This window comes from Candidatus Mycoplasma haematohominis (assembly GCF_902712995.1).
GTDB lineage: Bacteria > Bacillota_I > Bacilli_A > Mycoplasmatales > Mycoplasmoidaceae > Eperythrozoon_B > Eperythrozoon_B haematohominis.
This window is the reverse complement of record NZ_CACTIB010000031.1, coordinates 46,422-69,311: the sequence shown is the minus strand read 5'-3', so window position 1 is coordinate 69,311 and position 22,890 is coordinate 46,422. Positions and strand designations below refer to the sequence as shown.

Genomic DNA, 22,890 nt, shown 5'->3' with positions numbered 1-22,890 from the left:
CTTAGATTTATAAGTTGAAAATAAAAGTTTTTGAATTAGTCTGGTTTCCCCTGTAAAGAGCAAAATCTTAAAGTTTCTTTTGTTTTGGCTGTCATGCTAGAAGAGTTGTAATCTCCTGCATAATTCTCATGGCATTTATTCTTCAATTTGGCTTCTAAACCATCATTTGAATCTAAGATAGCCTTAAAACCAGCACCACTATCAGAAGCATGTTTTCCTAAACCATTAGTTTTGTCGGCAAAATACTCAGCTTGTCTTCTTCAGAACTTAGCATTTTTTGGATCTTTCACAGAAATTAATTTTGATTTTTTAGCACCCGCAATTTTCGATGTACTATTCGATTCATCCTTATAAGCTTTATCTTCTGGCATATTTGAAACAGAAATAGCTACCGGAAATACACCATCAATAGAACAAAGCTCTCAAACATTCTTTTCATATTTTTCGTTTCCGGAATCCTTAGAAACTTCTGTCTTAGTAATTTTTTCGTATGCCTCTTTGCATTTGCTCTTTAAACCCGAAAAACTAGAAATATTATGAAAAACAGTATCTAACTCTTGATCTGTAGGTGTTTTTGGATATCTATTTTTAAAAGCATTCTCTCATCAAACGTTATTCTCATCATCTGAAGCGTCTACAAAATGATGTCTAAAATCTCAACCAAACTTACCATCTGTCGGAGAAACTATAAACTTTGGCTCTTTAGAAAATGCTAGAGAATAAATTCCATAACTACCACCAACTGCTAACACAGTCGCCCCAGCTCCTACAGCTAATTTAGTTGGATCCATCTATCCTGCTGCTCCTACTACTGTTGTTGAATCAACACCGCTTAAAGAACAAAACTTAAAAACATCTGCTTTTGGAGCAATCGAACCATCCTCATCTTTCTTATATGCTTCCAAACAAACCTCTTTTACGCTCTTATCCTTCTTATTATGTAAATCTCTAAACAAAGTCCCTGTTGCTGAAGAACCATCCACTTTATCTCCTTTTTTCTTACTTCAACCAAAAAACTCTTGATTTTTTAAATCTCAAAATTCTTTATTTGAAGGTTCATAAATAGAAACTAATTTTTCTTTGTATTTCTCTCCATACTTTGAAGTTCCGGAATACAAAGTATTTTCAGCTTTCTTATTTGAGTCCTCTGGCGTCTGTATCTGAGTAGCTGCAGAAATAAACTTAGGCTTTGAACCTAATACTTCTGAACAATACCTTCATACATCTCTTTCGTAGAATTTGCCATTATCCGAATCTCCTGGTTTTGTAGAAGAAATATTAGCGTTATCAGTAACATCATAAGCATCTTTACATACTTTCTTTAGACTTTTATTTTCATCTTCAGACTTTCTCTTCAAATCTTTAAATTTTGTAACCGGCTTATTTTCATTATTGCTTCCCTTAACATCTTTCAAATAAATATTTGTATAAACCCAATCTCATCAATCATCATTCCCGTCTTTTGAAGTGTCAACAAAATAATGTTTGTAGTCTTTAAGTGGAGAATTTTCAACTGTAGAACTTAATGTTTCATAAGGAGGCATTCCTCCAGTAAATAGAGTGCTAACTCCATAACCTCCGGCAGCTAAAGCTAACGCAGCTGCTCCTCCTGCTGCAACTTTTTCTATTGACATATTAATTATTTGAATCTGGAACTAAATAACAAAATTTTTTAATATATTCATCATTAATTTTTGGAACAGTATCTTTTTCTGATTCTTTCCTTTCGTAAGCTTTTTCACAAGCTTTCTTAACTGTGTCTTCGCTAGTTATTGTTCCCGCCTTTTTCTTTCCATAAAGAGTTTTGAAAATTCCATCATCTGTAGCTTTTTTTCCTACTCCATCTTCGTCTTTAGATCCAAAAAATTCATCGTTCCTTAATCTCCAAAACTCATCATTAGAATCTGTATTCTTGTAATCTTTTGTTGCTACTGCTTTATTATGGTGATCTGCCTTTTTACCAAATGTATTATTGCCATAAACATCACCGCTTATTAATACAGGTCTAGTTCCTAAATGAGAACAATACCTTCATAGATTTCTGCTTAGCTTGCTCTTTTCGGAATTTACATCAGTATCTGGATCTGCTTCTGTTTTAGTTTTTCCTTTATAAATACCATCACAAACCTCATTTAAAGCTTTTGGGGACGAATCAGTAGTTTTATCGCTAGAAGATTTATATGCTGAAGACACCTTACTGCTTCCATCATGAAAAAACTCCTGACTTAAATCACTGGGAGAATTCTGCAAATCATATTGATAGTTCTTATAAGATCAATCTCATCATCATTTATTTCTATCTTTGTTCTCTCCTTCATCTCCATATGCTCCAACTAGATAATTTCCATAATCTTTACCGACTTTATTTTCATAACCAGTAGAAAAATCGGATTCCTTTGATAATGAATATCAAACAGGCTCTAACGAATTTACAAATGCATTTATTCCAAGGCCTGAACCGACTATAACTGCAGCTCCTAAAGCTCCAGCAGATAACTTAATTGGATCCACAATCTAATTACCGTCTAAAGTACAAAACTTAGTTATGTCGTCTGTTGGATATGTTGATGAATCTGAAGTTGGATTTTTGCCATAAGACTCTTCGCAAATATCTCTTATTTCTTTTACTGGTTGCTTGCTTGTATTCTTATCGTACTCAGTTTTGAAAACTCCATTAGCTGTTGCACTAGATCCAGATTTAGTCCCTGTTGTTGCATAAAACTCTTTATTTCTTGCTTCTCAGAACTTGTCATTTCCTTTAACCCCTATATACTTAGTTTCATTAGCTTTTCCATTAGTGTTATTTCCATAATCTTCTCCTGTTACTTCTTGAATTGTTTTTGGCTCTTCTCCAAAGAAAGAACAATATCTTCATAAAGCATTTCTTAATTTTTCTTTTGTTTTGCCCGTATCATTGTTTCTGTCAATATCTCCCTTATCTTTATCAAAAACACTTTTACATACTTTATTTAAAGATTTTTCATTACTATCCCCAGTTTCACCAGATGTCTTATAAGCATGAACAACTTTCTCCTTAGAAAAATCATCACTTAAAGGAAAGTTGCTAACCTTAGAATCCTCCTGTCATCTTCTAAAAGATCATTCTCATCATTTCTGATTATTATTTCCAGAATTTCCAAAAGGAGCAACTAAATAGTTTCCGTATAAATTACCAATCTTATTAGTATCTGCAACATTATCTCCACTACCAGCAAGAACAACATAATCAGTTGGCATAGGATCATGAGTTGCATAACTGTAAACTCCATAACCCGTTCCGCCTATCGCTACTGCTCCTGCACCTAAAGCAGCTGCTCCTTTAATTGGATCCATGAACAAAACTAGCTTTTAATTTATATGTTTCATTTATTTAAATAAAAACATAAAAGTTCATTATTGCTAACCCTTCGACAAGGTAAATAATAAGAAAATGAATATTCCTAGCTTTTTATAAGGAGGAAAACCAAAAAAATTAAATAAATACTCTAAGTAGATCTATTTATTTTTTAAAGAAATACTAGAACTCTGAAGAGAACAGAACATTAAGATTTCTTTCACAACTTCACTATCTAATTCGTCATCTCTCTTTCCATAATTTTCTACACACTTATTTTTCAAAGCATCTCTTGAACTTCCATCTTTATTGCCTCTATCAAAAATTTCTTTAAATCCTGCTTTACTTTCCTTAGCTTTCTGCCCTAAACCAACTCATTTACCATCTTCTGAAGAAAAAAATCCTTTAGTCTGCAACTCTCAAAAAATATCATTTGCATCATTCCCAGAGATCAATAAAGAATCCTTATCTAAAGACGATAATTTATTTTTGTTACTGTTCTCATCTGGCAAACAATCATCTCCATCTTCACATAAATATACATCTAAATCATCTTTCAGAGTAATAGGAGTAAATCCTTCCACAGAACAATATACCCATGCATCTCTTTCTGAAAAATCTAATACTGAATTATCTAAAGATCTAGAGTAAAAGTTCTTACAAAGCTCCTTTAATTCAGAAGGATTAGCTACACTATTTTTCTCAGAAGAAGAATCAACTCCAAAGTTCTCAATAGCTCTAATAAATGAATATCTATTTTGAAAACTTCAATTTCATCATGCATCATTTGAATTATCTTCGGCATCTACAAAGTGATATCTAAATCTATGACCGAATGTTCCTTCTTTAGAACTACTGATTTCTTTATGAGTTGGCATATTTCCAGCATCAACTAAAAATAGAAAATCTGTTTTTTCAGAAGTAAATTTCTTAGCAAAGGCTAAGAATAAAGCGCTTACTATTCCCGAAAATAGAGTTACAGAAACAAAATAAACTCTTTTCAAGTTAGATATTTAATTAATTAGAAGAACCAGACAATGAACAGAAAATCAATGTTTCTCTTGCTATATCTGTATTCTCGTTGTTGTAAAGACGATTGTAATTAATTTCACATAATTCCCTCAGAGAGTCAAGTCTTTTATCAGCAGATTCATAAAGAGCCTTAAAGCCAGCTGTTTCATCTCTAGCTTTAGAACCAGAACCATTCTCTCCATAGAAAGCAATAGCATGTCTTCATCAGAATGTTCTATTTTCTAGAGAAGTAGTAGAAATCATTCTTGATGCGTATATGTTACTTAGCTTGCTTCTTCCATGAAAACTATCTTTGTTTTCAAGAACCGTTACCGGAACTCCTCCTTCTATAGAACAATAAGTTCAAACATCATTCTCATACTTTTCTTGTTCTACATTTCTACTAATAGGAGAAATGTTTTCTCTTGTCTTCTTCTTATAGACTTCTGAACATGCTTCCTTTAAATCATCAACACTTTTTACTTTTAAAAATTGATGACTAATTTTTCTATAGTTCTTATCATCCTCTTGTTCTTCTAGAAACTTTTGATAATTCTTATTTCATCAAGATTTATTAGCAGGATCAGTAGTATCTATAAAGTGATTTTTGAAATCAAAACCAAATGTTCCAGCAATAGGTTCCTTAATAAATTTACGATTCGCAGTTCTACTACTAACCCTATTACGATTTCTAGCTTTTGGCCTAACAATTCTTAAAGAGACATCACGAGATTTTAGGGTGTATACTCCTAAACAAACTCATATGAAAACTGCAGAACCGGTAACTACCGCAACAGCTCCCTTGAAAGAATTTAACAATGTAACTACTTAGATTCTTAATTTTTTAAAGAAAATTAAACATAATTTACTTTTCTTTTTTAATAAAAAAGTACAGATAAATTTCTTATTCTGTTCTTGAAGAACAGTTCTGATTTTTTTTATAAAGATTACTAAAAAATACTTGCTTGTATTCTAAATTATTTGCTTGTGATATTTTTGTTTTAAACTATCCAATTAAAACTAAGTCTGTTTGCCGGCTAGAGAACAAAATCTAAGAGTTTCTTTTGCTGTGTTGGAAATGTTTGAATTGTCATAAGCTGTTCCATAGTTATCTTGACATTTATTTTTTAAGTCATCTACACTTCCTCCATCATCATGAAGTTTTTTAAAACCTGCTGCATTTTCACTTGCCTTACTTCCATAACCATCTTTACTCCCTTGTTTAAAAAAATGTTTTGCTCTTCTTTCTCATCATTTTTTATTCTTTTCATTTTCAGTGTCAATTAATTTTGTAGCCTTTTCAGAACCAAATAATTTACTTGTTTCAGATGTTTTTGTAATAACCGCAGGTAAAGAACCATCTATAGAACATAATTCTCATACGTTCTTTTCATAATGATCTCCAGCTGTATCCTTGGAAACATCTGAAGTAGTAGACTTGCCATATGCCGCTTTACACTTATCTTTTAAATCTGAATAGCCAGATAAATTTTGAAAATCCGTATGCAAACTAGCATCTGTTTTATTTTTTGGATACTTCTTATTAAACCTATCTTTTCATCAAGCATCATTCTTGTCGTCAGACGCATCCATGAAATGGAATTGAAAATCTTCGCCAAATTTATCTGCCTGAGGATTTTGTATACAGATTGGTTCTCCCTCAAATAGAGTAGAAATGCCATAACCTCCTGCGGAAGCAAGAATTACTGCTCCAGCTCCTGCTGCTGCTTTAATTGGATCCATAAACTAAGTTGTTGGGGTCAAATAACAAAATTTCTTTATATCGCTGTCTTCTACTTTTGGATCGGTATCTTTCGCTGATTCTTGTCTTTCGTAAGCTTTTTCACAAGTTTTTCTCACTGTATCTTCGCTAGTTATTTCTCCCTTTTCTTTCTTTTCATAAAGTTTTTTAAAGATTCCATCGGTAACTCCTATATTTCCTGAATTCTCTCCAGTCCCAAAGAATTCCTCATTTCTTAATCTTCAGAACTCATCATTAGAACTACCTTTTTCATATCCTTTAGTTGCTACTGCCTTATTATGATGACTAGTGTTTGCGCCAAATGATCCATTCGTATAACCAGAACCACTAACTAACAAATCTGGCTTTTTTCCTAAATGAGAACAGTATTTTCAAAGATTTTGAATTAGATTGTTATCAGTCAATTCTGAAGTTTGCTTATCGTAAACTCCCTTGCAAGCTTCATTTAACTCTTTAAGACTTTCACTTGCTACTGTACTACTAGAAGGCTTATAAGCTCCTGAAACTTTACTTTTCTTTGTAGCGCTATCAAAAAATTCCGAACTTAATATGCTTGGATTATTCTTAACATCATACTCAAATTGCTTATAGGATCACTCTCATCACTTTTGGTTTCTATTCTTTTGGCCATCTTTATCTCCATAAACACCAACTAAATAATTTCCATATTCTTTTCCTACTTTATTTTCGGCATAATCAGTTGAAAATCCACTCTCAGAAGACAACGCATATCAAACTGGTTCCTGAGCATCAATTAAAAACTTTACTCCTACTCCGCTCCCTCCAATAACTAAAGCTGAAGCTCCAACTATTGCTGCTCCCTTACCTGCAGTAGTCATATTTACTTACTTTTCTGTTCCTGCGTTCCCTGAAGAGAACAAAACAACAATACTTCCTTGTCTTTATTGCCATTACTCTCTTCTCCATAACTATTTTCACAAACTTGCTTAAAAGCCTCTACAGTTTGCCCTCCAATTTCTTGTTTTTTGTAAAGCTCTTTAAATTTAGATGCATGTTCAGCTTTCTTTCCTAAACCATCAATAATTTTTCCATCTTTATCTTTTCGTTTATAAAAAGCTTGTGCCTGTATTTCCCAGAACTTTTGGTTTACTTCTTCTCTTACAGAAACCAATAAAGACTTCTTAGTTCCTCCTAATTTTCCTTCGTATTGATTATCACTAACATCTCTTTGTTCTTCTATAGTAAGAGGCTTGTATTCATGTATAGAACAAAAAGTTCAAATATTCTTTTCATAAAGAGATTTATCATCTTCCTTAGTTGCTGGATGAATATCTGTTCTGGTAACTTTTTGTGTATATGCTTCTTCACAAGATTTTTTTAAGTCTTCAAAACTCACTTTATGAAAATTAAAAGCAGTTACTATTTCTTGAAATCTGGCGCTTAAATCTAATTTAGAAGTCTTTAAGTATTTAATAAATCTATTTCTTCATAAGTAATCATTCTTGCCGCTTGAAGCGTCTAAGAGATGAAATTGAAAATCACTTCCAAATTTTCCTTCAATCGGTGTTTGTATATATACAGAAGGGATTGACAAGAAATTAGATGTTCCGCAAGCCCCAGCTGCCGTAAATAAAGTAAATGCGGCTGCTGCAGATGATTTAATTGGATCCACAAATTAACTTGCTGTACCCCTTAAAGAACAAAATTTGAAAATATCGTTTTGATTAGCTGTAGGTGAAGATTGGGCGCTATTGCCTGAAGATAATTTATATGCTGCTTCGCAAGCGCCTTTTATATCTCCTTTCCTTGTATGTCAAAGATCTCTAAATATAGAAGAAGTATTGTCTTTTTTAAACTTAGAACCAGATCTGTTTCCTTTATCCTTGAAAAATAATCTATTTTGTTCCTTTCAAAAAAGAGCATTATCAGTTGAAGTAATAGATATTAAATTTTCCTTCTTTGCTTTTCCATAAGTATCAGTAGATGTTGTTTCTCCATAACTATTCTCTTCTCCGCTATTTTCGTTAATTGTTTTTGGTTTCTTTTTAATAGCTGTGCAATATCTTCAGGCATCTTCCTCTTCGTATTCTCCGCTAGCAACCGTACCAGTTTTTACTTTACTATTTTCTGCCTCATAAAAATCTTTACAAACCTTTTGAATATCTTTATCGGTATTTCCAGATCCCCTATCCAAAGAAGCAAACGCAGTTTTTGGCGTTGGTCTTGCGTCTCCCTCAACATCTTTCTCTCCATTAACTAAATATCTACTTTTATAAACCCATTCTCACCAAGGTTCATTCTTATCTGCCGATACAAAATAATCTTGGTATTCTGAAACATACTTACCAGTAGATTTAGTTAATGGCTCATAATCTGGCATTCCTCCGGAAAATAAAGTGCTAACTCCATAACCCCCTGCAGCCAACGCTAATGCGGCTGCTCCTGCTGCTGCAGCTTTTGCTACTGACATATTAATTATTTGGATCTGGCGTTAAATAACAGAATTTTTTAATGTCATCATCTTCAACTTTAGGGCTTGTGCTTTTATTTGCTGTTTTTGTTGAATAAGCTGTTTTGCAAGCTTCTTTTACTGTATCTTTGCTTCCTATTGTATTTGTCTCTTTCTTAGCATAAAGAGCTTTAAACAAACCACCTTGAGAAGCACTATTTCCTTTTCCGCCTCCCTTACCTCCAAAGAATTCATCATTTCTTAATCTTCAAAATTCATCATTAGAACTATCTTTTCCAGAAGCTTTAACGGATACAGCTTTATCTTTATGATCGGTTTCATTCCCTACTTCGCCTGCACCATAATCATTTTCTTTCAATAAAATAGGTCTTGTCCCTAAGTGCGAACAATACTTCCACATATCTCTGCTTAATCTGCTTTTTGTAGAGTCTGAATCATTATCAGGAATAACATCGCTCTTGTTCTTGCCATAAATATCCGCGCAAACTTCATTTAACGCCTTTGGAGATGATTCTGATTTAGAACTTTTAGATTTATAAGCTGAAGAGGCTTTGCTTGTATTATTTTCAAAAAAATCAGAACTTAATTTGCTGGAATTGTTACTAACGTCATATTCAAGTTGCTTATAAGATCACTCTCATCATTTTTGGTTTCTATCCTTCTGATCTCCTTTATCTCCATAAATTCCTACTAAATAGTTTCCATACTCTTTACCTACCTTATCAGAGTAACCATTAGGAAATCCATCTTCTAAAGACAGAGAATACCAAACAGGTTCAAGAGAATTAACAAAGAAATGTAGACCTAATGCAGTTCCCCCAACAATAACAGCGCCTGTTCCGGCAGCGGCCAACTTAATTGGATCCATAAATTAATCTACTTTCCCTTTAAAGAACAAAATTTAAGAACAGTTTCTTCTTTTGCTTTATCGTCTCCAGATTCATCTTTTTTTAAGCCATATGATTTTTCGCAAGCATCCTTTATATGACCTCTTTTTCCTCCTTTAGAAGTATTAAAAAGTTTATGAAATACTGAATTATCAGTATTTTCCAATGCGCTTCCGTTCAAGGCGCTATCTTCGCCAAAGAATTCGCTATTTCTTACCTCTCAAAACAAATCACTATCTTTGGTGGAAATTAAAACTGACTTTTTGGTGTTTCCATACTTATCTGTTCCATAGTCCTTTTCAGTCTTCTTTTCTTCAATAGTGATTGGTTTCTTGCCCAAGAAAGAACAATATTTCCAGAAATTATTGTTTAATTTTGTTTTTGAAGAGTCATTTGTATCAGAAGGAGTAATATCAGTTGTATTACCTTTATAAAGAGTTTCGCAAACCCTATTCAAAGCTTTTGCTGCATCGGTTGAACTGTCACCCTCTTTAGAAAAGGCGGACTTTATTTTGGTTTCATTAAGAAACTGATCACTTAAAGAAGAGCTATCGTTTTTCAAGTCATATTGTCACCATCTATAAGATCAATTCCACCACTTCTCATTTTTCTGATCATATACGCCTATCAAATATCTTCCATAATCTTTTCCTGCTTTGTCGTTTGTCGTATAATCATCTTTCTTAGAACTCTTAGATAAAACCACATAACCAGAAGGCATAGATCAAGAAACAACGTCATATATTCCATAACCTCCGCCCCCTACAACCAAAGCTGCAGCTCCAAAACCTGCTCCTGCTTTTGCTACTGACATACTAATTATTTGGTTCTGGAACTAAGTAACAGAACTTCTTAATGTCATCATCATTTACTTTCTGTCCTTCATCCTTTTTAGATTTATCTCTTGAATAAGCTTGCTCGCAAGCTTTTTTTACTGTATCCTCACTAGTTATCGTGTTTTCTTTTTTCTTATCATAAAGAACTTTAAAAAGGCCATCTGCAGAAGCGTCGTTCCCTTTTCCGTCTTCTTTCCCTCCAAAAAATTCATCATTTCTTAATCTTCAAAACTCATCATTAGAACTATCTTTTCCAGAAGCTTTAACTGATACAGCTTTATCTTTATGAGTGCTTCCTATAAATTTACTTTCATAATCATTTTCTTTCAACAAAACAGGTCTTGTTCCTAAGTGAGAACAATACTTTCACATATCTCTACTTAATTTGCTTTTGTCAGAATCTTCAACATTATCAGGAACAACATCTTCTTTTCCTTTTTTGTAAATATCTTGACAAACTTCATTTAATGCCTTAGAATCTGCACTAGCTACTGTAATAGAAGGCTTATAAGCTCCTGAAACTTTACTTTTCTTTGTGGTACTATCGAAAAATTCCTTGCTTAATTTTTCTTTCAAAACTTCAGCATCATACTGAAACTGTTTATAAGATCACTCTCATCATTTTTGGTTCCTATTTTTCTCGTCGCCTTTGTCTCCATATACTCCAACTAAATAGTTTCCGTAATCTTTACCTACGTTGGTGGAATAACTATCAGAAAATCCAGCTTCTGAAGATAATGAATATCAAACAGGCTCCAGAGAATTAACAAAGAAATGTAATCCTAATCCAGTTCCTCCCACGATAACAGCGCCTGTTCCGGCGGCAGCCAATTTAATTGGATCCATATTTACTGAGCAGAAAGATCTAAAGTTTCTGAACCTTTGAAAGCACAGAAACGTTCAACATCTTTTTTAAGTTTGTATTTATTGTCAGTAGATTGATTAGAGTCGCTGGAAAAATTACTTGTTTCTTTCTTATATTGATCAGCACAAACTTTATTTAAAGCCTTGCTATCTGTAGCGTTATATCCTTTATCAACTGAACTAAATTCTGTAGATAAATTCCCATTACCGGTTGAAGGCTTAGAAGATTTAAATCTATTTTCGTAAACCCAATTTCATCAATATTTGTTCTCTTCAGCATTTGCTGCTAATTTTCCTTTATTTTTTTCAACATTTCCTATATGAGTAGACTGTACATTAGAGTCTGCAATTTCTAAAAGGCTTTTAGGTTTAGGTTCATTTCCTTTTTCCTTAGCAAGATTTCCATCTATAGAACAATAAGTTCAAACATTTTTTAGATATTTTGAGTTATATGTTTCATTTTCTGTCTTCCCAAAGGCTGTATGGCAAACTTGATTTAAATTAGTGCCGTTTTCCTCTTTATTATTCTTGAATCCCTTTGTTACTTTTTTAAATTCATCACTTATCTCAGACTCTTTATTGGTCTTGTCTCCAACTAAAACTTTATGCACAGAATTCCATCATTTTTCATTGCCTTCAAAGAAAGGATCTATCAACTGAGACTTATTGTTATCTCCGATAGTACCACTTACATAACTAGTAAAATTAGATTTTTCCAGAGTTGTGTAACTAACAGAAAGATAACTGTATCCCAAATAACTACCTCCTGCTAACAATGTCCCTGCTCCTAAAGCTCCTGCTGCTTGTGCCGCATTCATGATTAATTATTGAGCTGCTGTTGACTTTTTAAAAGTACAAAACTTAATAGCATCCGTAGCAGTAGCATCATTACCTTCTTTCAAGTAAGCTGTTTTGCAAACACCTTTTAATCTTCCTCCTGTTACGCTCAGAGAACCTCCTTCGTCAAATAATTCTTTAAATGCAGAACCATTCTCTAATGATTTGCCTATTGGTTGTTTTCCGTATCTGCCATAGAAAAACTCTTTTTCTTTTAAAGCTCAAAATCAATTGTTATTTTCAGAACTTATTGAAGCTAAAGTTTCTTCATTTTTCTTGCCTATTTGACTATCAGTGTAAGTTGTTCCGCTTGTACCTTGATCTTTCACAGTTTGTAAAGTTTTGCCGCCCATAGAACAATATTTCCAAATGTTTTCTTTGTAATCATTTTTGCTAGCCAATTCTGTCTCTGTTTTTTTATAAGCCGCATCACAAACTTTATTTAAAGACTTTTCGTTGTCTCCTTCTGTTTCAGAACTAGTTTTATAGGCTGACTTAATGCTATTCTTTCCAAACTCAGTTCCTAATTTATTATCAGTAGCCTCAGAATCCCTCTTTCAAATTTCAAAAACTACTTCTCATCATCGTTTATTGTCTTCAGACTTTTTATTAGCATCAGTGGAAGCGCCATATCCATAAGGAGATACAAAATATTCTCCATATATCTCTCCTAATTTGCCTTTATACCCTGAATTATCTCCAGGAAATCCGCTAAATTCAGACAAAGAAACTGGATCTCTATAGTTAGTTAAAGTTCAAGCTCCATAACCTGTTGCTCCAATAGCAACCACCGCTACCGCTATTCCTCCTGCAACTTTTGTTGAAACCATAAAATTAATTTTTAAAAGTCAGACTAAATAAACATTTAGATATACATCTATTGCCTTTATTTAGGTTAAGGGGTATATAGATATATGCTACAAAATGATTTTTTGTTATAGAAATAAAGATGCCTGTTTAATTGCCTAAATATTCACAAATCAAACTAATTCTTCAATACTGACTACTTATCTAACAAATGAAATTTAAGAAGATTTGAGTTTTTTAATAAGTTCTCTATCAATTGAGATCTAAATAAATTTTCTATATAAACCTACTTAATTTCCTTAGTGTTCGTTATTCAAATTAATTTGTTGTCTCAGGAACTAAATAACAGAATTTTTTAATGTCTTCATCTGTTACATTAGATGAACTGGAATCTGTAGGCTTAGTAGTTGCATAAACTGTTTTACAAGTTTTCTTTACAGTATCATTAGCTTCTTTGGCGTCTTTTTTGCCATAAAGAGTAGCAAAAATAGATCCTTGTGATAATCCATGCCCTGTTCCTTCTTTACCCTTTTCTCCGAAAAATTCTTTTTCTCTTAATTCTCAAAACATTCTGTTATCTTCCTCATTATCTTTGGCAGATGCGGCTTTATTGTGGTGTTTAGTATCTCCTCCAAATTTAGTATTGTCAGAATGATCAGAAGCAGAAATAAATTTAGGTTTAGAACTCAGTATTGAACAATAAGTCCAAACATTTGCTTCTTTATTTTCTTGAGAGTCTCAACCAACCGCGTCAGCCTTAATAGCTTCCCAACAAACTTGACTTAAAGCTGTTGCTTCTGATCCAAACGCTGACTTTATCTTTTCTTCATTTGCAACATAAAAAATTGAGTTCAATTTAGATTTCTTATCTTCAACTTTTATATCTTCTTTTAACCTCTTAAAACTAAGATCTCACCATCACTTGTTCTTTGAATTTTCGGGATCTACTAAATATTTCTTATATTTACTTGCAAATGAACTTGCTTCTCCATACTTAGGAACCAACTCAGTCCCGTTCAATCTCTCCAACAATATAAGTTCATTTCCTTTAAGCAATTGATCATATGTCAGATATCCTCCTCCTACAACAGCTGCTGCACCTAAACTTGCTCCAACTGCCAATTTAATTGATGCCATTAGTTAGATGTCTTCTCTAAATAACAATAATCTTTTAGATTCTGCTCAGTAACCACTGTTGTATTGCTTGAAATCTCGTTATACGCGTCTTGACAAATTTGTTTAACATGTCTTCCTGTCCCTTTTCCTTTTTTAAAAAGATTATTAGTGTCCGTCACGCTTGACAAATCTGCAGATTTAAGCTCTCTATCTTTTAAATCTCAAAATCAATCATTTCCTTTAACCCTGGTTGAAACCAAATTATCTTTTTTACTTTTGCCTCACTTAGTATTACTTCCTGCATCCCCTACAATTCCTTTATCAGTATCATCTTCTGAATTCACTAATAAAATCGGTTTATTTCTATTAGGAGATATGGAACAGAACATCCAAACATCAGACTCTTGAAATTTGCTATCTTCTTTTGCGACAGAAGGGCTCAAAATATTCTCCTTTGAGTCTTTATATGCGCTCTTACAAATCTGATTTAAAGCTTTATCTTTGTTACTTGTATCGCTATCTTCTTTGTAAGAAAAACTAACAGTTTGAAACTTCTTTCCTAACTGAGAACTATCTTTAGTTTTTCACAACCTAAAAGCTCATTCTCATCAATCTTTGTTCTTGGAATTTTCTAATTTATCTGGATCAACTAAATATCTACCATATGAAAAACCGTACTTTCCACTCGTATAATCTCCACTTGATCCAAAACCAGTTTTTGAATACAACAAATCGCATTCAGGCATAGAGTCAATGGAATTGTAAATTCCGTATGCTGTACCTCCAACAACTAGTGCAACAGCTCCTGCTCCTGCAGCGACTTTTATTGGATCCATAAGAAATTATCTATTCATTAAGTTCAAATCGTGATTCTATGAAAACAATAATTTGAAAACGGTATTTAGAATTTGTTGCTCACAAATTCGTAATTGTCAGAAGAACTTTTTACTTTATTTAAATAACGAATTAGAATCTCAATAAGATAAGTTCATATGAAATTTCCTTTATTAAGTTCCCTAAGTAAAAAACATGTAGCTGCTGGTGGCTTAATTGTGGCTTCTGGATCTGCAATTGCAGGTTCAACATCATCTGGAACCCCTACTCAGATTAATAAAGAAGAAACTTCAAAACAAGAAGAAGTTAAAGAAATCATACAAGAGAAAAAAGAAGTTCCTAAACCTAAAACTCCTGTCTACTCTCTACCTCCTAGAAAAGGAGCTTTTTATAAATACACACAAGACAACAAACTAAATTATTTAGCTAATTCAATGTGAAACTTAAATGAAAAATTTAGAAAAGATCGAGGGTTTAGCGGTAAATTTTGAAAAACAGTAAAAGAAAACTGGGGCGCATTTTATGACGAAAGATTAAAAAAAGATTGAGTGGGTGAGTACTGGACGACTTATCAAAATCCTTCATTAACCGAATACTGCGCTTACAGATGATGCGAATTAAAAGCTAGAGATGAGTCAGACGAAACAAGTCAAAAGTTTGAAAAGGAAAATGGAAATTACAAAGCTAACTTAGAACAAGATCCGGAATTCAAAATATTTAAAGCAGCTTGCATAGGTTAACAATCGTTCAATTAATACAAACAAAACATCTAAATATCAATCTCTAACAAACTACAAAGTATCAACAATAACAAATACACATTTCAAATGCTTTCTTTAAATACAATGGCCAACCACAATAACAAACAATTTAATCATGTTCAACAAAATAGGCAAATTAGTGCTTATCGTTCTTGGAATCAGTAGCCCCTTTATAACGACTATCTACTTAACCAACGCTCCAAAAGCTCCTAAACCTTTTGAAGAAAACATAACTCTTATGTCCATGATTGAAATAGAGGAAGAAGACAAGATTTTTATAAGTGACGGAACTGGGGATGGAGACAGTGCAACAGTAGGCGGTAATGGCGGAGGAGGGGATAAAGGAACTGATAATTCAGAACAAGGAGATTCTAGTGCTCAGAATCCAGAGGAAAAAGGCAAGGAGAACGAATCTAATGGAAAACAAACTCTTCAAGAACAAAAATCAGGCGAAAACGGCGACGAAGAATCTAAAAAAGATGAGCCAAAAACAGATGCAGAAAGTGAAGCTCCTAAAGAACAAAAAGCTAATGATGCTGATTCTACGCCACAAGAAACAGGAAATGAAAATCAAGATCCTTCATCTTCACAAAAATCATCAACAGGTTCAACAAATATAGGGGATCCTTGTGAAGATATATTGACTCTATTTAAAAAAATATCCGAAGCAGCTGACCAAAATTTAACTGTTTCAAATACCTTTTCAGTTACTAGAAATGTAGAAATAATAAGCCAATGCGTAGAATCACTAGAAAAAACAGAAAAATCCGGTTAATTATTTGTTACTTCTAACTTCTGTAGTAGTTCTTGTTGTAACACTATGAGTAGAAACATTTACTTGTTCTCCTTTGCCAGTTCCGTTTTTTAATTTATCTTCCGCCCTTACTGCTAACTCATCAAACTGTTTTTTAAGTTCTCCATCTTCTTTAATAGTAAACTCAGGCTGCCTGTTAAAGTCTTCCTTAGATTTATCAATCCCATATTTGAACAAACCTATAAAAGCTGCTAAACAAGCAACTCCTATACATGTACCGCCAACTAAGTAACCAGCTCCTAACCCAAACATTTCCTAATATTATCATTACTATTTATTTTTTGCTCATCACAAGTATTTAGAAGAACTCTTTACAAAGATGTAAATTATTTTTTGGTTGTAAAAACCTTATTAGAAATATAAAAAGAATTTTTTTGACTAAATATTCTCATTTATCTCTATAAATAGAAATTCTTTTATCAATACATGTTAAGAAACATTAGTAAGTTACTTCTAAGCATCTTAGGTATTAGTACTCCTTTTATGGCAACTATATACCTAACCAACACTCCTAAAGTTCCACAACCATTTGAAGAAAACTTAAAGCTTCTATCTATAGTACAAATAGAGGAAGAAGACAAGGTTTTTATAAGTGATGGAACTGGAACAGGGGAAGGAGGGGCAACAATAAATAGCGGCGAAAGTGGTGGGGGAGGAGATGCAGGTTCTAGTGATGTCGGGCAAGGATCCAGTTCTTCTTCAACATCAGGAGATGCAACGCCTCAGGCTGAAACAAATGGTGATAAGGGGGGGGAAGGAAATTCTCATTCTGAACCGGAAAAAGCTGATACTAAAACAAAAACAGAAGATAAATCTACTAAAGAACCGCAATCAGAAAGCGTCACTAAGGAAAGTGACGATCAAGAACAACAACAAAACCAAACACAAGAAAGTCAACCTCCAAGTTCAGAACCACAAGCGCCTTCCTCCGGTTCTCAATCTAAAAGTAATTCTGATATAGATCCAGAAGAACTACTAAAAGCTCTGATTGAAAAAGTAGCCGAAAAATCTATAAATTGAATAAACAATCCAAGAAGTTTTCACAATTCATTTGAAATGATCAACGATATATCTAAATTACAAAACGCTCTAGACTCATTTGAATCTCAATCAAAAACACAAGTTGCATAAAAATATTCTCTCTACAAAACCACCTACTTCAGTAACTTCCGTTTTTTTATTTTCTTAAAGAAATTTATTAGTATGGAACACTTTTCAATAATTAGTCCGATCACCATTAACAAAATGGCAACTCTTTTCTTTTTCTACACATGTTCGGACACATCAGTAAATTCCTGATGGGAATACTAAGCGTTGCTCCCATAATAACCACAATATATTTAACGAATACACCTAAACAAAAAGAAAGAGAAGAAAAGATTTCATTACTGCCTCTAATACAAGTACCTGAAGAAGATCACATACCTCTAAGTAATGGAACTGGAGAGTCTGGAGAAGCAGTTGACGGAAGTGGCTCACCTGGTGGAGCAGGAGGAACAGAAAGTAAAGATGGCACTCCTCCGGCTGGAGAAAATCAAGAAAGTACTAATCAAGCTGGAGATAAAGGAAATGCAGACAGCTCAAGCGGACAAGATAAAGGTAAATCTACAGAAGACGGAGAGAAAAAAGAAAAACAACAAGATGAAAATGGAGGCGGAAAAGATGAAGAAACACAGAAAGGTCAAGATGATGCAAAACAAGATCAAGCTTCAAATGCACAAGGGCAGGAAAACAATCAAGAACAAAGCAGCGGTGATAGTAATCAACCTCAATCTATGGGAGATTCCAGATCTGGAAATAACTCAGAAATGAATGAAGAAGAATTAGAGAAACTAATTGCCTCTCTTATTAAAAAAATGAACGCTCATATTCCAGAATGAACAAGCAATCTGAAAAGTTTTGAAAACAACTTCGAAATGATGAACGAAGTTGAAATGCTAAATAATGCTCTTAATTTATTAGATAAAAAATCAGCCAAACCAGCTTCTGATTAGTTATCAATAATGCTTTCAAGAATAAGTAAATTGTTATTAGTAATAGTTGGAATAAGCAGTCCCTTTATAACAACTTTGTATCTAACTAATGCCCCTAAAACTCCTCAACCCTTTAAAGAAAATATAGAAATTAAACCTATTCCAGAAATAGAAGAGGAAGACAAAGTCTTTATAAGTGATGGTCAGGGGGAAGGAACTGGGGAAGCAACAGTCGGTGGCAGTTCCGCTGGATGAGGTAATGAAGAAAAAAGAGAAGGGGAAGGAGAATCTGGAGGAAAACAAGATCCAGAAGCAGGAAAAGATACTGTTGATAAATCTGATCAAGAAAGAGGAGAACAAAAACAACAAGAATCAAAAGACCAATCCGACCAAAAAGATGGAGGACAAGATTCATCTGAAGAAGCAAAAACTATTGAACCAGAACAAGAAGGAGCTAAAAATGGAGCAGATGAGCAAGGAAATCCTGATCAAACAGGAACTAATAATTCTCAAGGAGGCAATCCTAGTGGAACTATGACAGATGAAGAACTAGCTGAATTGCTAGCAAGATTAATAAATCAAACGCAAATCAGTATTGATAAATGAAACGAAAATCCTAAAGCTTTTATTAATGCAAATAACTTAATCTTCAATACTGCAAAACTCGGTTCAGCTTTAAATAACCTAGAAGAGAAAAACCTGATTCTAAATAGATAAATACCGCATAAATAGAGGGATTTTACTGAATTTGTAAAATTATGCGGATATGTCAAGAATAGGGTTTAGAAAGTCCTTAATCTATACAGGCACAGCAGCAGCTTCAATACCAATATCCATAACAATCTACTTAATCAACAAATACAAAACAGTACTGCTTAATTCACTGATTTCGCCTTCAGTAAAGCCAGAAGTAGAAGAGGAAGAAATAAAACCTGTTCCTCCGCCTGCAGAAGAAGAGACTAGTGATGCTCCTTCTGAAGCAAGTTCCGCAGAAGGAAATCAAGAGGGAGGAAGTGCAGGGGGAGAGGGCGTTGCTGTCGAGGAAACAAGTGAAGAATCCGGAACTAAACAGCCCGAAGAAAGTCAAAGCGAAGAAGAAAAGGAAGTAGAAGAACCTACGGAAACAGAGCCAGAAGACAAAGATAAAGAAGGGGAAGATAATGAAAAAACAGAAGAGGGGGGTAAAGAAAATAACGAAGCATCTGGCACGCCAAAAGGATCAGAAGATGGCATTGAAAGCGGAATAGAAGGAGGTGTAACTTGAGAAGAAGCCTTTGTCAATACAGTAATGGAAATGACAAAAAGTTCTAGCAATTGGAACGAAAAGGGATTAAAGACTCTTGCAGTTTTAGAACCTTTATTTAGGAACATAAATACTATAAATGAGCTCCTAGGAAAAGTAAAAACCAAAGAAACAGCAAAAGTTCAAGAAGAATAAGTATGTTCATAAACCTAAAAAGCTTGACAAACGCAATATCTTTGTCAGATAAGCCGGCTATAGCAACTCCAGCTAAGAAATTATCAACAAGTGGAATTTTGTTCGCGGCTGTACCAATATCAATAACTATTTACTTAATACATCTTTACATAGATGAAATAATGGGAGGAGAAACAGGAGGAGCTGCTCCAACTGCTGCTGAATCTCAAGAAGAAGCAGCAAGTGCTGAGAGTTCAGAAAACAATGAAGAAAGTTCTGACACGGGAGAAATTAAAGCAAATGAAAGCGAAGAGGAAGAAAATAATGGAGAAGTAGAAGCTCAATCTGATGAATCACAAGCAGATGAAGAAGAAACTGAAGTTGTTGAAACAGCAAACGCAGAATCTCAAAAAACACAACCACAAGACGATGAATCAGTTCAAAAAGAAGTAGAAGCTACTGAACCTAGCTCTTCAAACAACAGCGAAGCATCTTTATCCGGAAACGGAATGGATAAAGTAATTCCAACCTTAATACACAATCTATCTCTACTTAAAAGAAATGGAAGAGATTGAATAAAGGATGCAAATGGTTTAAGGAATGCTCACGCTATTTTTCATACAGTAAGTGCTCTTAATAAAGTGTTAGCTATAGGACAAAAAAAGCTTCAAGAAGAAATAACAAAATACCAGGAAGCTAAAAAAGCTGAGTAACTTCCCTTGTTCTAAGGGCGGCAGAAGGGGTAATGATGAACTACTTTATATTTACTGTTCCTACACTGGGAGTAGGAACAAAGATTGGTTTTTCTTTAGGGTTGCTTGCTTTAGCAACTACTTCAACTGCCTTCTCTTTTATTTCCTACAATGCAAAAACCTTATCTGATCTAGAAGCTATTAAAAAGCCTTCAGAAGATTTCTTAAATGATATTTTTTCTGGTTTATTTACAACTGGAGGGGGAAATATATACAAAAAATATGAAGAATGAACAGGCAAAGCAAAGAAAGAAAACATAAAAGATAATTTCGATTCAGAAAATATAGATAGATTTAATGGCGCTTACAAATCATGAATAGCAGGAGCTAAAACTTTAGGAAGTTCATTGAACGATGAAACAATTCAAGATATCAACTACTACTTATTTAAATTAGGAGGTTTCACGAAAGCTGTCTTAAAAACTATTCCTTACGCTTTTAGAGACTCAATTTTTGAAGAAGTAGGTTTAAAAAGAAGAAGACTTCTATTTGGTTATCGACAAATAAAAAACTTAGTAGGCGCTAACGAATTTAAAAAATTTACTGAAGAAATTAAAAAAGTAATTAAGAAACATGAATCAATAGTTGATCAACTGACAGCTAAAGACGGAACAGACGTATTAAATATTCTTAAACATATCTCTCAAGAAGAGAGTAAAGCTAAATATGCTCTTAAATCTATAGCAGATAGAGCTAAAACAGCAGAGGGAAAAAACTATTCAAGCTATAGCAACCCTAAAGAAGAACTTCTAAAAGATTTGTTTGTTGGCGATTGGAAAATAATCAAACAAAAAGTCGAAGAAACCAAAAAGGGTATTGAAGCATTAAAGGAAGTGCTTGAAAAAATAGAAGAGTTAGGAGTAGGCAAAATAGAGGAATTCACAGAAATAATAAATCAACTAATTAGCAAACTTCCAGAAGCAGAAATTAAAGAAGAGGCCGCATAAACACAGGCATTTAAGGAAATATGTATAAATACCTGTGCAATATTTACTACTATCAAGTCCTATCCTAGGCCAAGGAGCCAAAATAGGTTTTTCAGCAAGCTTATTATTAGTTTCCGCTACTGCAACAATTTTTTCTTTCAATGCTCCAACTCAAGAAAAAATTAATGAAATACAAAAGATAAATGAACCTGTAAAAAACTTTTTCAATACCACTCTTTCTCAAGCCTTCACAGAAGGAGTAAGTAGTATTTATGAAAAATACAAAAGTTGATTTGGCGAAGAAATAAAAGAAAACATCAGCAAAGAGAGTTTAGAAAGAATTACCAACCAATTAAAAAAATGAGGAACTGGAACTAAATCATGAGGAGGGGCTATTGAAACAACATTTAAAAATGGAATGGTAGAAGAAATAAACTACTACTTATTCCAATTAGGAGGAGTAATAAAGGCAGTTATAAGGAATATTCCTCTAATAGCAAGAGACTCAATTATCGAAGGGATTAGAGGAGAAACCCCTGCAGAAGGAAACAAAAAAGTTCTATTCGGTTATCAAAAAATCCAAAAATTAGTAACAAACTCCAAAATGATCAATTTCTTAGAAGCAGCAAAAGAAGTTTTGCAAGTGCACGGAAAAGTTCTTAATAATCTCACTTACAGAGACGGAAAAGCAATAATCAACACCTTTAAACATCTATCTCAGAAAGACGAAACAAGAATAAAATCGGCATTAAGTCTTTTAGAAACAAATTCAAAATCAGTTAAATCTAAAAATTATTTAGAAAACGAAACTCAAAAGTTATTGAAAGATATATTCTTAGGTGAAGGTTGAAAAAAAATGAAAGGGGAAGTTGAAAAACTTAAAAAACAACTTGAAGAGATGGAAGCGCAAGTTAAAGAGGCTCTTAAAGAAGCAGGAATTTCCGTTGAAATAGAACAATTCAAAAAACTTTTAGAAGGATTGAAAGGTTCGCTACCAGAATTTGAAGAAGCGCAAGAATAACTCTAAATAAAAACAACAGATCCTACTATCAATAATTAACTAAGTGTTTACAAATCTAATTAAATAATCACGATTATTAAATGTAAAAGCTAGAAAACTTTTTAGTTTTCAATAGTGTCATATTTATTAACTGTTCCCTTTACATCTTCAACTCTTAGTCTTCCCCTTAAAGGTGGATTATCAGTAGGTTTATTAGGAGTCTCATCAGTAACAGCAGGAATATCTACTTGACAGAACCAGAATGTTTCTATAGATGATGAAGTCAAAAAAGTATTTAACGACACAATTCCTGCATTTCTAAAAGAGAATTTGTGAGATGGGGGAAAGTCTATATTTGACTCCTATGGAAGTTGAAAAGATGCTCTACAAGATGGAATTATTTCTACAGAAAATCCATTACTAAAAACAATGGGCGAATGAGGCAAAACTATTAAGGGGGGGGGTAGCGAGTGTAGGTAGTTCAACTACTTCCAGTTCTTCTTCAGATGCTGTATTAAAAATAGCTGA

28 protein-coding genes are annotated in these 22,890 nt (G+C 33.4%); 10 read left to right on the top strand and 18 right to left on the bottom strand.

The genetic code is table 4. From position 1 onward, the window contains the following. Positions 1-35: 35 nt before the first annotated feature. The 17 genes from H6411_RS04965 to H6411_RS04885 all read right to left on the bottom strand — a co-directional run bounded on the left by H6411_RS04965 (position 36) and on the right by H6411_RS04885 (position 14,721). Positions 36-791 carry a hypothetical protein gene (locus H6411_RS04965; RefSeq protein WP_216083540.1) on the bottom strand — a complete coding sequence of 252 codons (756 nt, stop codon included), beginning with the start codon at positions 789-791 and terminating at the stop codon, positions 36-38. After that, entirely contained in the window at positions 792-1,634 is an 843-nt protein-coding gene (locus H6411_RS04960; protein ID WP_216083539.1) for a 14-3-3 family protein, read from the bottom strand. 1 nt (position 1,635) lies between these two features. Beyond that, the gene (locus tag H6411_RS04955; protein ID WP_216083538.1) at positions 1,636-2,511 is read right to left on the bottom strand and encodes a hypothetical protein; all 876 of its coding nucleotides are present in this window, start codon (positions 2,509-2,511) and stop codon (positions 1,636-1,638) included. A 3-nt stretch (positions 2,512-2,514) separates the two neighbouring features. Continuing rightward, on the bottom strand, positions 2,515-3,333 hold the full coding sequence (locus H6411_RS04950; protein ID WP_216083537.1) for a hypothetical protein: 819 nt from the start codon (positions 3,331-3,333) through the stop codon (positions 2,515-2,517). A 162-nt stretch (positions 3,334-3,495) separates the two neighbouring features. Beyond that, positions 3,496-4,338 carry a hypothetical protein gene (locus tag H6411_RS04945; protein ID WP_216083536.1) on the bottom strand — a complete coding sequence of 281 codons (843 nt, stop codon included), beginning with the start codon at positions 4,336-4,338 and terminating at the stop codon, positions 3,496-3,498. A gap of 13 nt (positions 4,339-4,351) precedes the next feature. Beyond that, positions 4,352-5,164 (bottom strand): hypothetical protein, encoded by an 813-nt coding sequence (locus H6411_RS04940; protein WP_216083535.1) that lies wholly within the window; start codon positions 5,162-5,164, stop codon positions 4,352-4,354. Between the two features lie 201 nt (positions 5,165-5,365). After that, on the bottom strand, positions 5,366-6,088 hold the full coding sequence (locus tag H6411_RS04935) for a hypothetical protein (RefSeq protein WP_216083534.1): 723 nt from the start codon (positions 6,086-6,088) through the stop codon (positions 5,366-5,368). Positions 6,089-6,091: 3 nt separating this feature from the next. Then, positions 6,092-6,946 carry a hypothetical protein gene (locus H6411_RS04930; protein WP_216083533.1) on the bottom strand — a complete coding sequence of 285 codons (855 nt, stop codon included), beginning with the start codon at positions 6,944-6,946 and terminating at the stop codon, positions 6,092-6,094. Positions 6,947-6,948: 2 nt separating this feature from the next. Continuing rightward, the gene (locus tag H6411_RS04925) at positions 6,949-7,740 is read right to left on the bottom strand and encodes a hypothetical protein (RefSeq protein WP_216083532.1); all 792 of its coding nucleotides are present in this window, start codon (positions 7,738-7,740) and stop codon (positions 6,949-6,951) included. 3 nt (positions 7,741-7,743) lie between these two features. After that, positions 7,744-8,538 (bottom strand): hypothetical protein, encoded by a 795-nt coding sequence (locus H6411_RS04920; protein ID WP_216083531.1) that lies wholly within the window; start codon positions 8,536-8,538, stop codon positions 7,744-7,746. A 1-nt stretch (position 8,539) separates the two neighbouring features. Continuing rightward, positions 8,540-9,406: a hypothetical protein gene (locus H6411_RS04915; RefSeq protein WP_216083530.1), complete on the bottom strand. Its 867-nt coding sequence runs from the start codon at positions 9,404-9,406 to the stop codon at positions 8,540-8,542. An 8-nt stretch (positions 9,407-9,414) separates the two neighbouring features. Then, positions 9,415-10,239 (bottom strand): hypothetical protein, encoded by an 825-nt coding sequence (locus H6411_RS04910; protein WP_216083529.1) that lies wholly within the window; start codon positions 10,237-10,239, stop codon positions 9,415-9,417. Between the two features lies 1 nt (position 10,240). Then, the gene (locus tag H6411_RS04905) at positions 10,241-11,107 is read right to left on the bottom strand and encodes a hypothetical protein (protein ID WP_216083528.1); all 867 of its coding nucleotides are present in this window, start codon (positions 11,105-11,107) and stop codon (positions 10,241-10,243) included. 2 nt (positions 11,108-11,109) lie between these two features. Next, positions 11,110-11,943: a hypothetical protein gene (locus H6411_RS04900; protein ID WP_216083527.1), complete on the bottom strand. Its 834-nt coding sequence runs from the start codon at positions 11,941-11,943 to the stop codon at positions 11,110-11,112. Between the two features lie 6 nt (positions 11,944-11,949). Next, positions 11,950-12,792 carry a hypothetical protein gene (locus tag H6411_RS04895; protein WP_216083526.1) on the bottom strand — a complete coding sequence of 281 codons (843 nt, stop codon included), beginning with the start codon at positions 12,790-12,792 and terminating at the stop codon, positions 11,950-11,952. A gap of 295 nt (positions 12,793-13,087) precedes the next feature. Further along, positions 13,088-13,906 carry a hypothetical protein gene (locus tag H6411_RS04890; RefSeq protein WP_216083525.1) on the bottom strand — a complete coding sequence of 273 codons (819 nt, stop codon included), beginning with the start codon at positions 13,904-13,906 and terminating at the stop codon, positions 13,088-13,090. Then, positions 13,906-14,721, bottom strand: coding sequence for a hypothetical protein (locus H6411_RS04885; RefSeq protein WP_216083524.1), 816 nt, complete (start codon positions 14,719-14,721; stop codon positions 13,906-13,908). The genes H6411_RS04890 and H6411_RS04885 overlap by 1 nt, the downstream gene beginning before the upstream one ends. A gap of 156 nt (positions 14,722-14,877) precedes the next feature. Here H6411_RS04885 and H6411_RS04880 point away from each other — a divergent pair, with 156 nt between their 5' ends. Then, the gene (locus H6411_RS04880) at positions 14,878-15,459 is read left to right on the top strand and encodes a hypothetical protein (RefSeq protein ID WP_216083523.1); all 582 of its coding nucleotides are present in this window, start codon (positions 14,878-14,880) and stop codon (positions 15,457-15,459) included. A 136-nt stretch (positions 15,460-15,595) separates the two neighbouring features. Next, the gene (locus H6411_RS04875) at positions 15,596-16,255 is read left to right on the top strand and encodes a hypothetical protein (protein WP_216083522.1); all 660 of its coding nucleotides are present in this window, start codon (positions 15,596-15,598) and stop codon (positions 16,253-16,255) included. Here the strand turns inward: H6411_RS04875 and H6411_RS04870 are convergent, their stop codons facing one another. After that, entirely contained in the window at positions 16,256-16,546 is a 291-nt protein-coding gene (locus H6411_RS04870; protein WP_216083521.1) for a hypothetical protein, read from the bottom strand. Between the two features lie 174 nt (positions 16,547-16,720). Here H6411_RS04870 and H6411_RS04865 point away from each other — a divergent pair, with 174 nt between their 5' ends. The 8 genes from H6411_RS04865 to H6411_RS04830 all read left to right on the top strand — a co-directional run bounded on the left by H6411_RS04865 (position 16,721) and on the right by H6411_RS04830 (position 22,842). After that, a complete protein-coding gene (locus H6411_RS04865; RefSeq protein ID WP_216083520.1) occupies positions 16,721-17,425 on the top strand; it encodes a hypothetical protein in 705 nt (234 codons plus the stop codon). A gap of 140 nt (positions 17,426-17,565) precedes the next feature. Further along, positions 17,566-18,288 (top strand): hypothetical protein, encoded by a 723-nt coding sequence (locus H6411_RS04860; RefSeq protein ID WP_216083519.1) that lies wholly within the window; start codon positions 17,566-17,568, stop codon positions 18,286-18,288. 9 nt (positions 18,289-18,297) lie between these two features. Beyond that, positions 18,298-18,984 carry a hypothetical protein gene (locus H6411_RS04855; RefSeq protein WP_216083518.1) on the top strand — a complete coding sequence of 229 codons (687 nt, stop codon included), beginning with the start codon at positions 18,298-18,300 and terminating at the stop codon, positions 18,982-18,984. Between the two features lie 49 nt (positions 18,985-19,033). Continuing rightward, positions 19,034-19,705, top strand: coding sequence for a hypothetical protein (locus H6411_RS04850; RefSeq protein WP_216083517.1), 672 nt, complete (start codon positions 19,034-19,036; stop codon positions 19,703-19,705). 23 nt (positions 19,706-19,728) lie between these two features. Next, a complete protein-coding gene (locus H6411_RS04845) occupies positions 19,729-20,397 on the top strand; it encodes a hypothetical protein (RefSeq protein ID WP_216083516.1) in 669 nt (222 codons plus the stop codon). 35 nt (positions 20,398-20,432) lie between these two features. Then, a complete protein-coding gene (locus tag H6411_RS04840; RefSeq protein ID WP_216083515.1) occupies positions 20,433-21,383 on the top strand; it encodes a coiled-coil domain-containing protein in 951 nt (316 codons plus the stop codon). A 34-nt stretch (positions 21,384-21,417) separates the two neighbouring features. Further along, positions 21,418-22,383, top strand: a complete 966-nt coding sequence (locus tag H6411_RS04835; RefSeq protein WP_216083514.1) for a hypothetical protein — start codon at positions 21,418-21,420, stop codon at positions 22,381-22,383. A 114-nt stretch (positions 22,384-22,497) separates the two neighbouring features. Beyond that, on the top strand, positions 22,498-22,842 hold the full coding sequence (locus H6411_RS04830) for a hypothetical protein (protein ID WP_216083513.1): 345 nt from the start codon (positions 22,498-22,500) through the stop codon (positions 22,840-22,842). Positions 22,843-22,890: the final 48 nt, after the last annotated feature.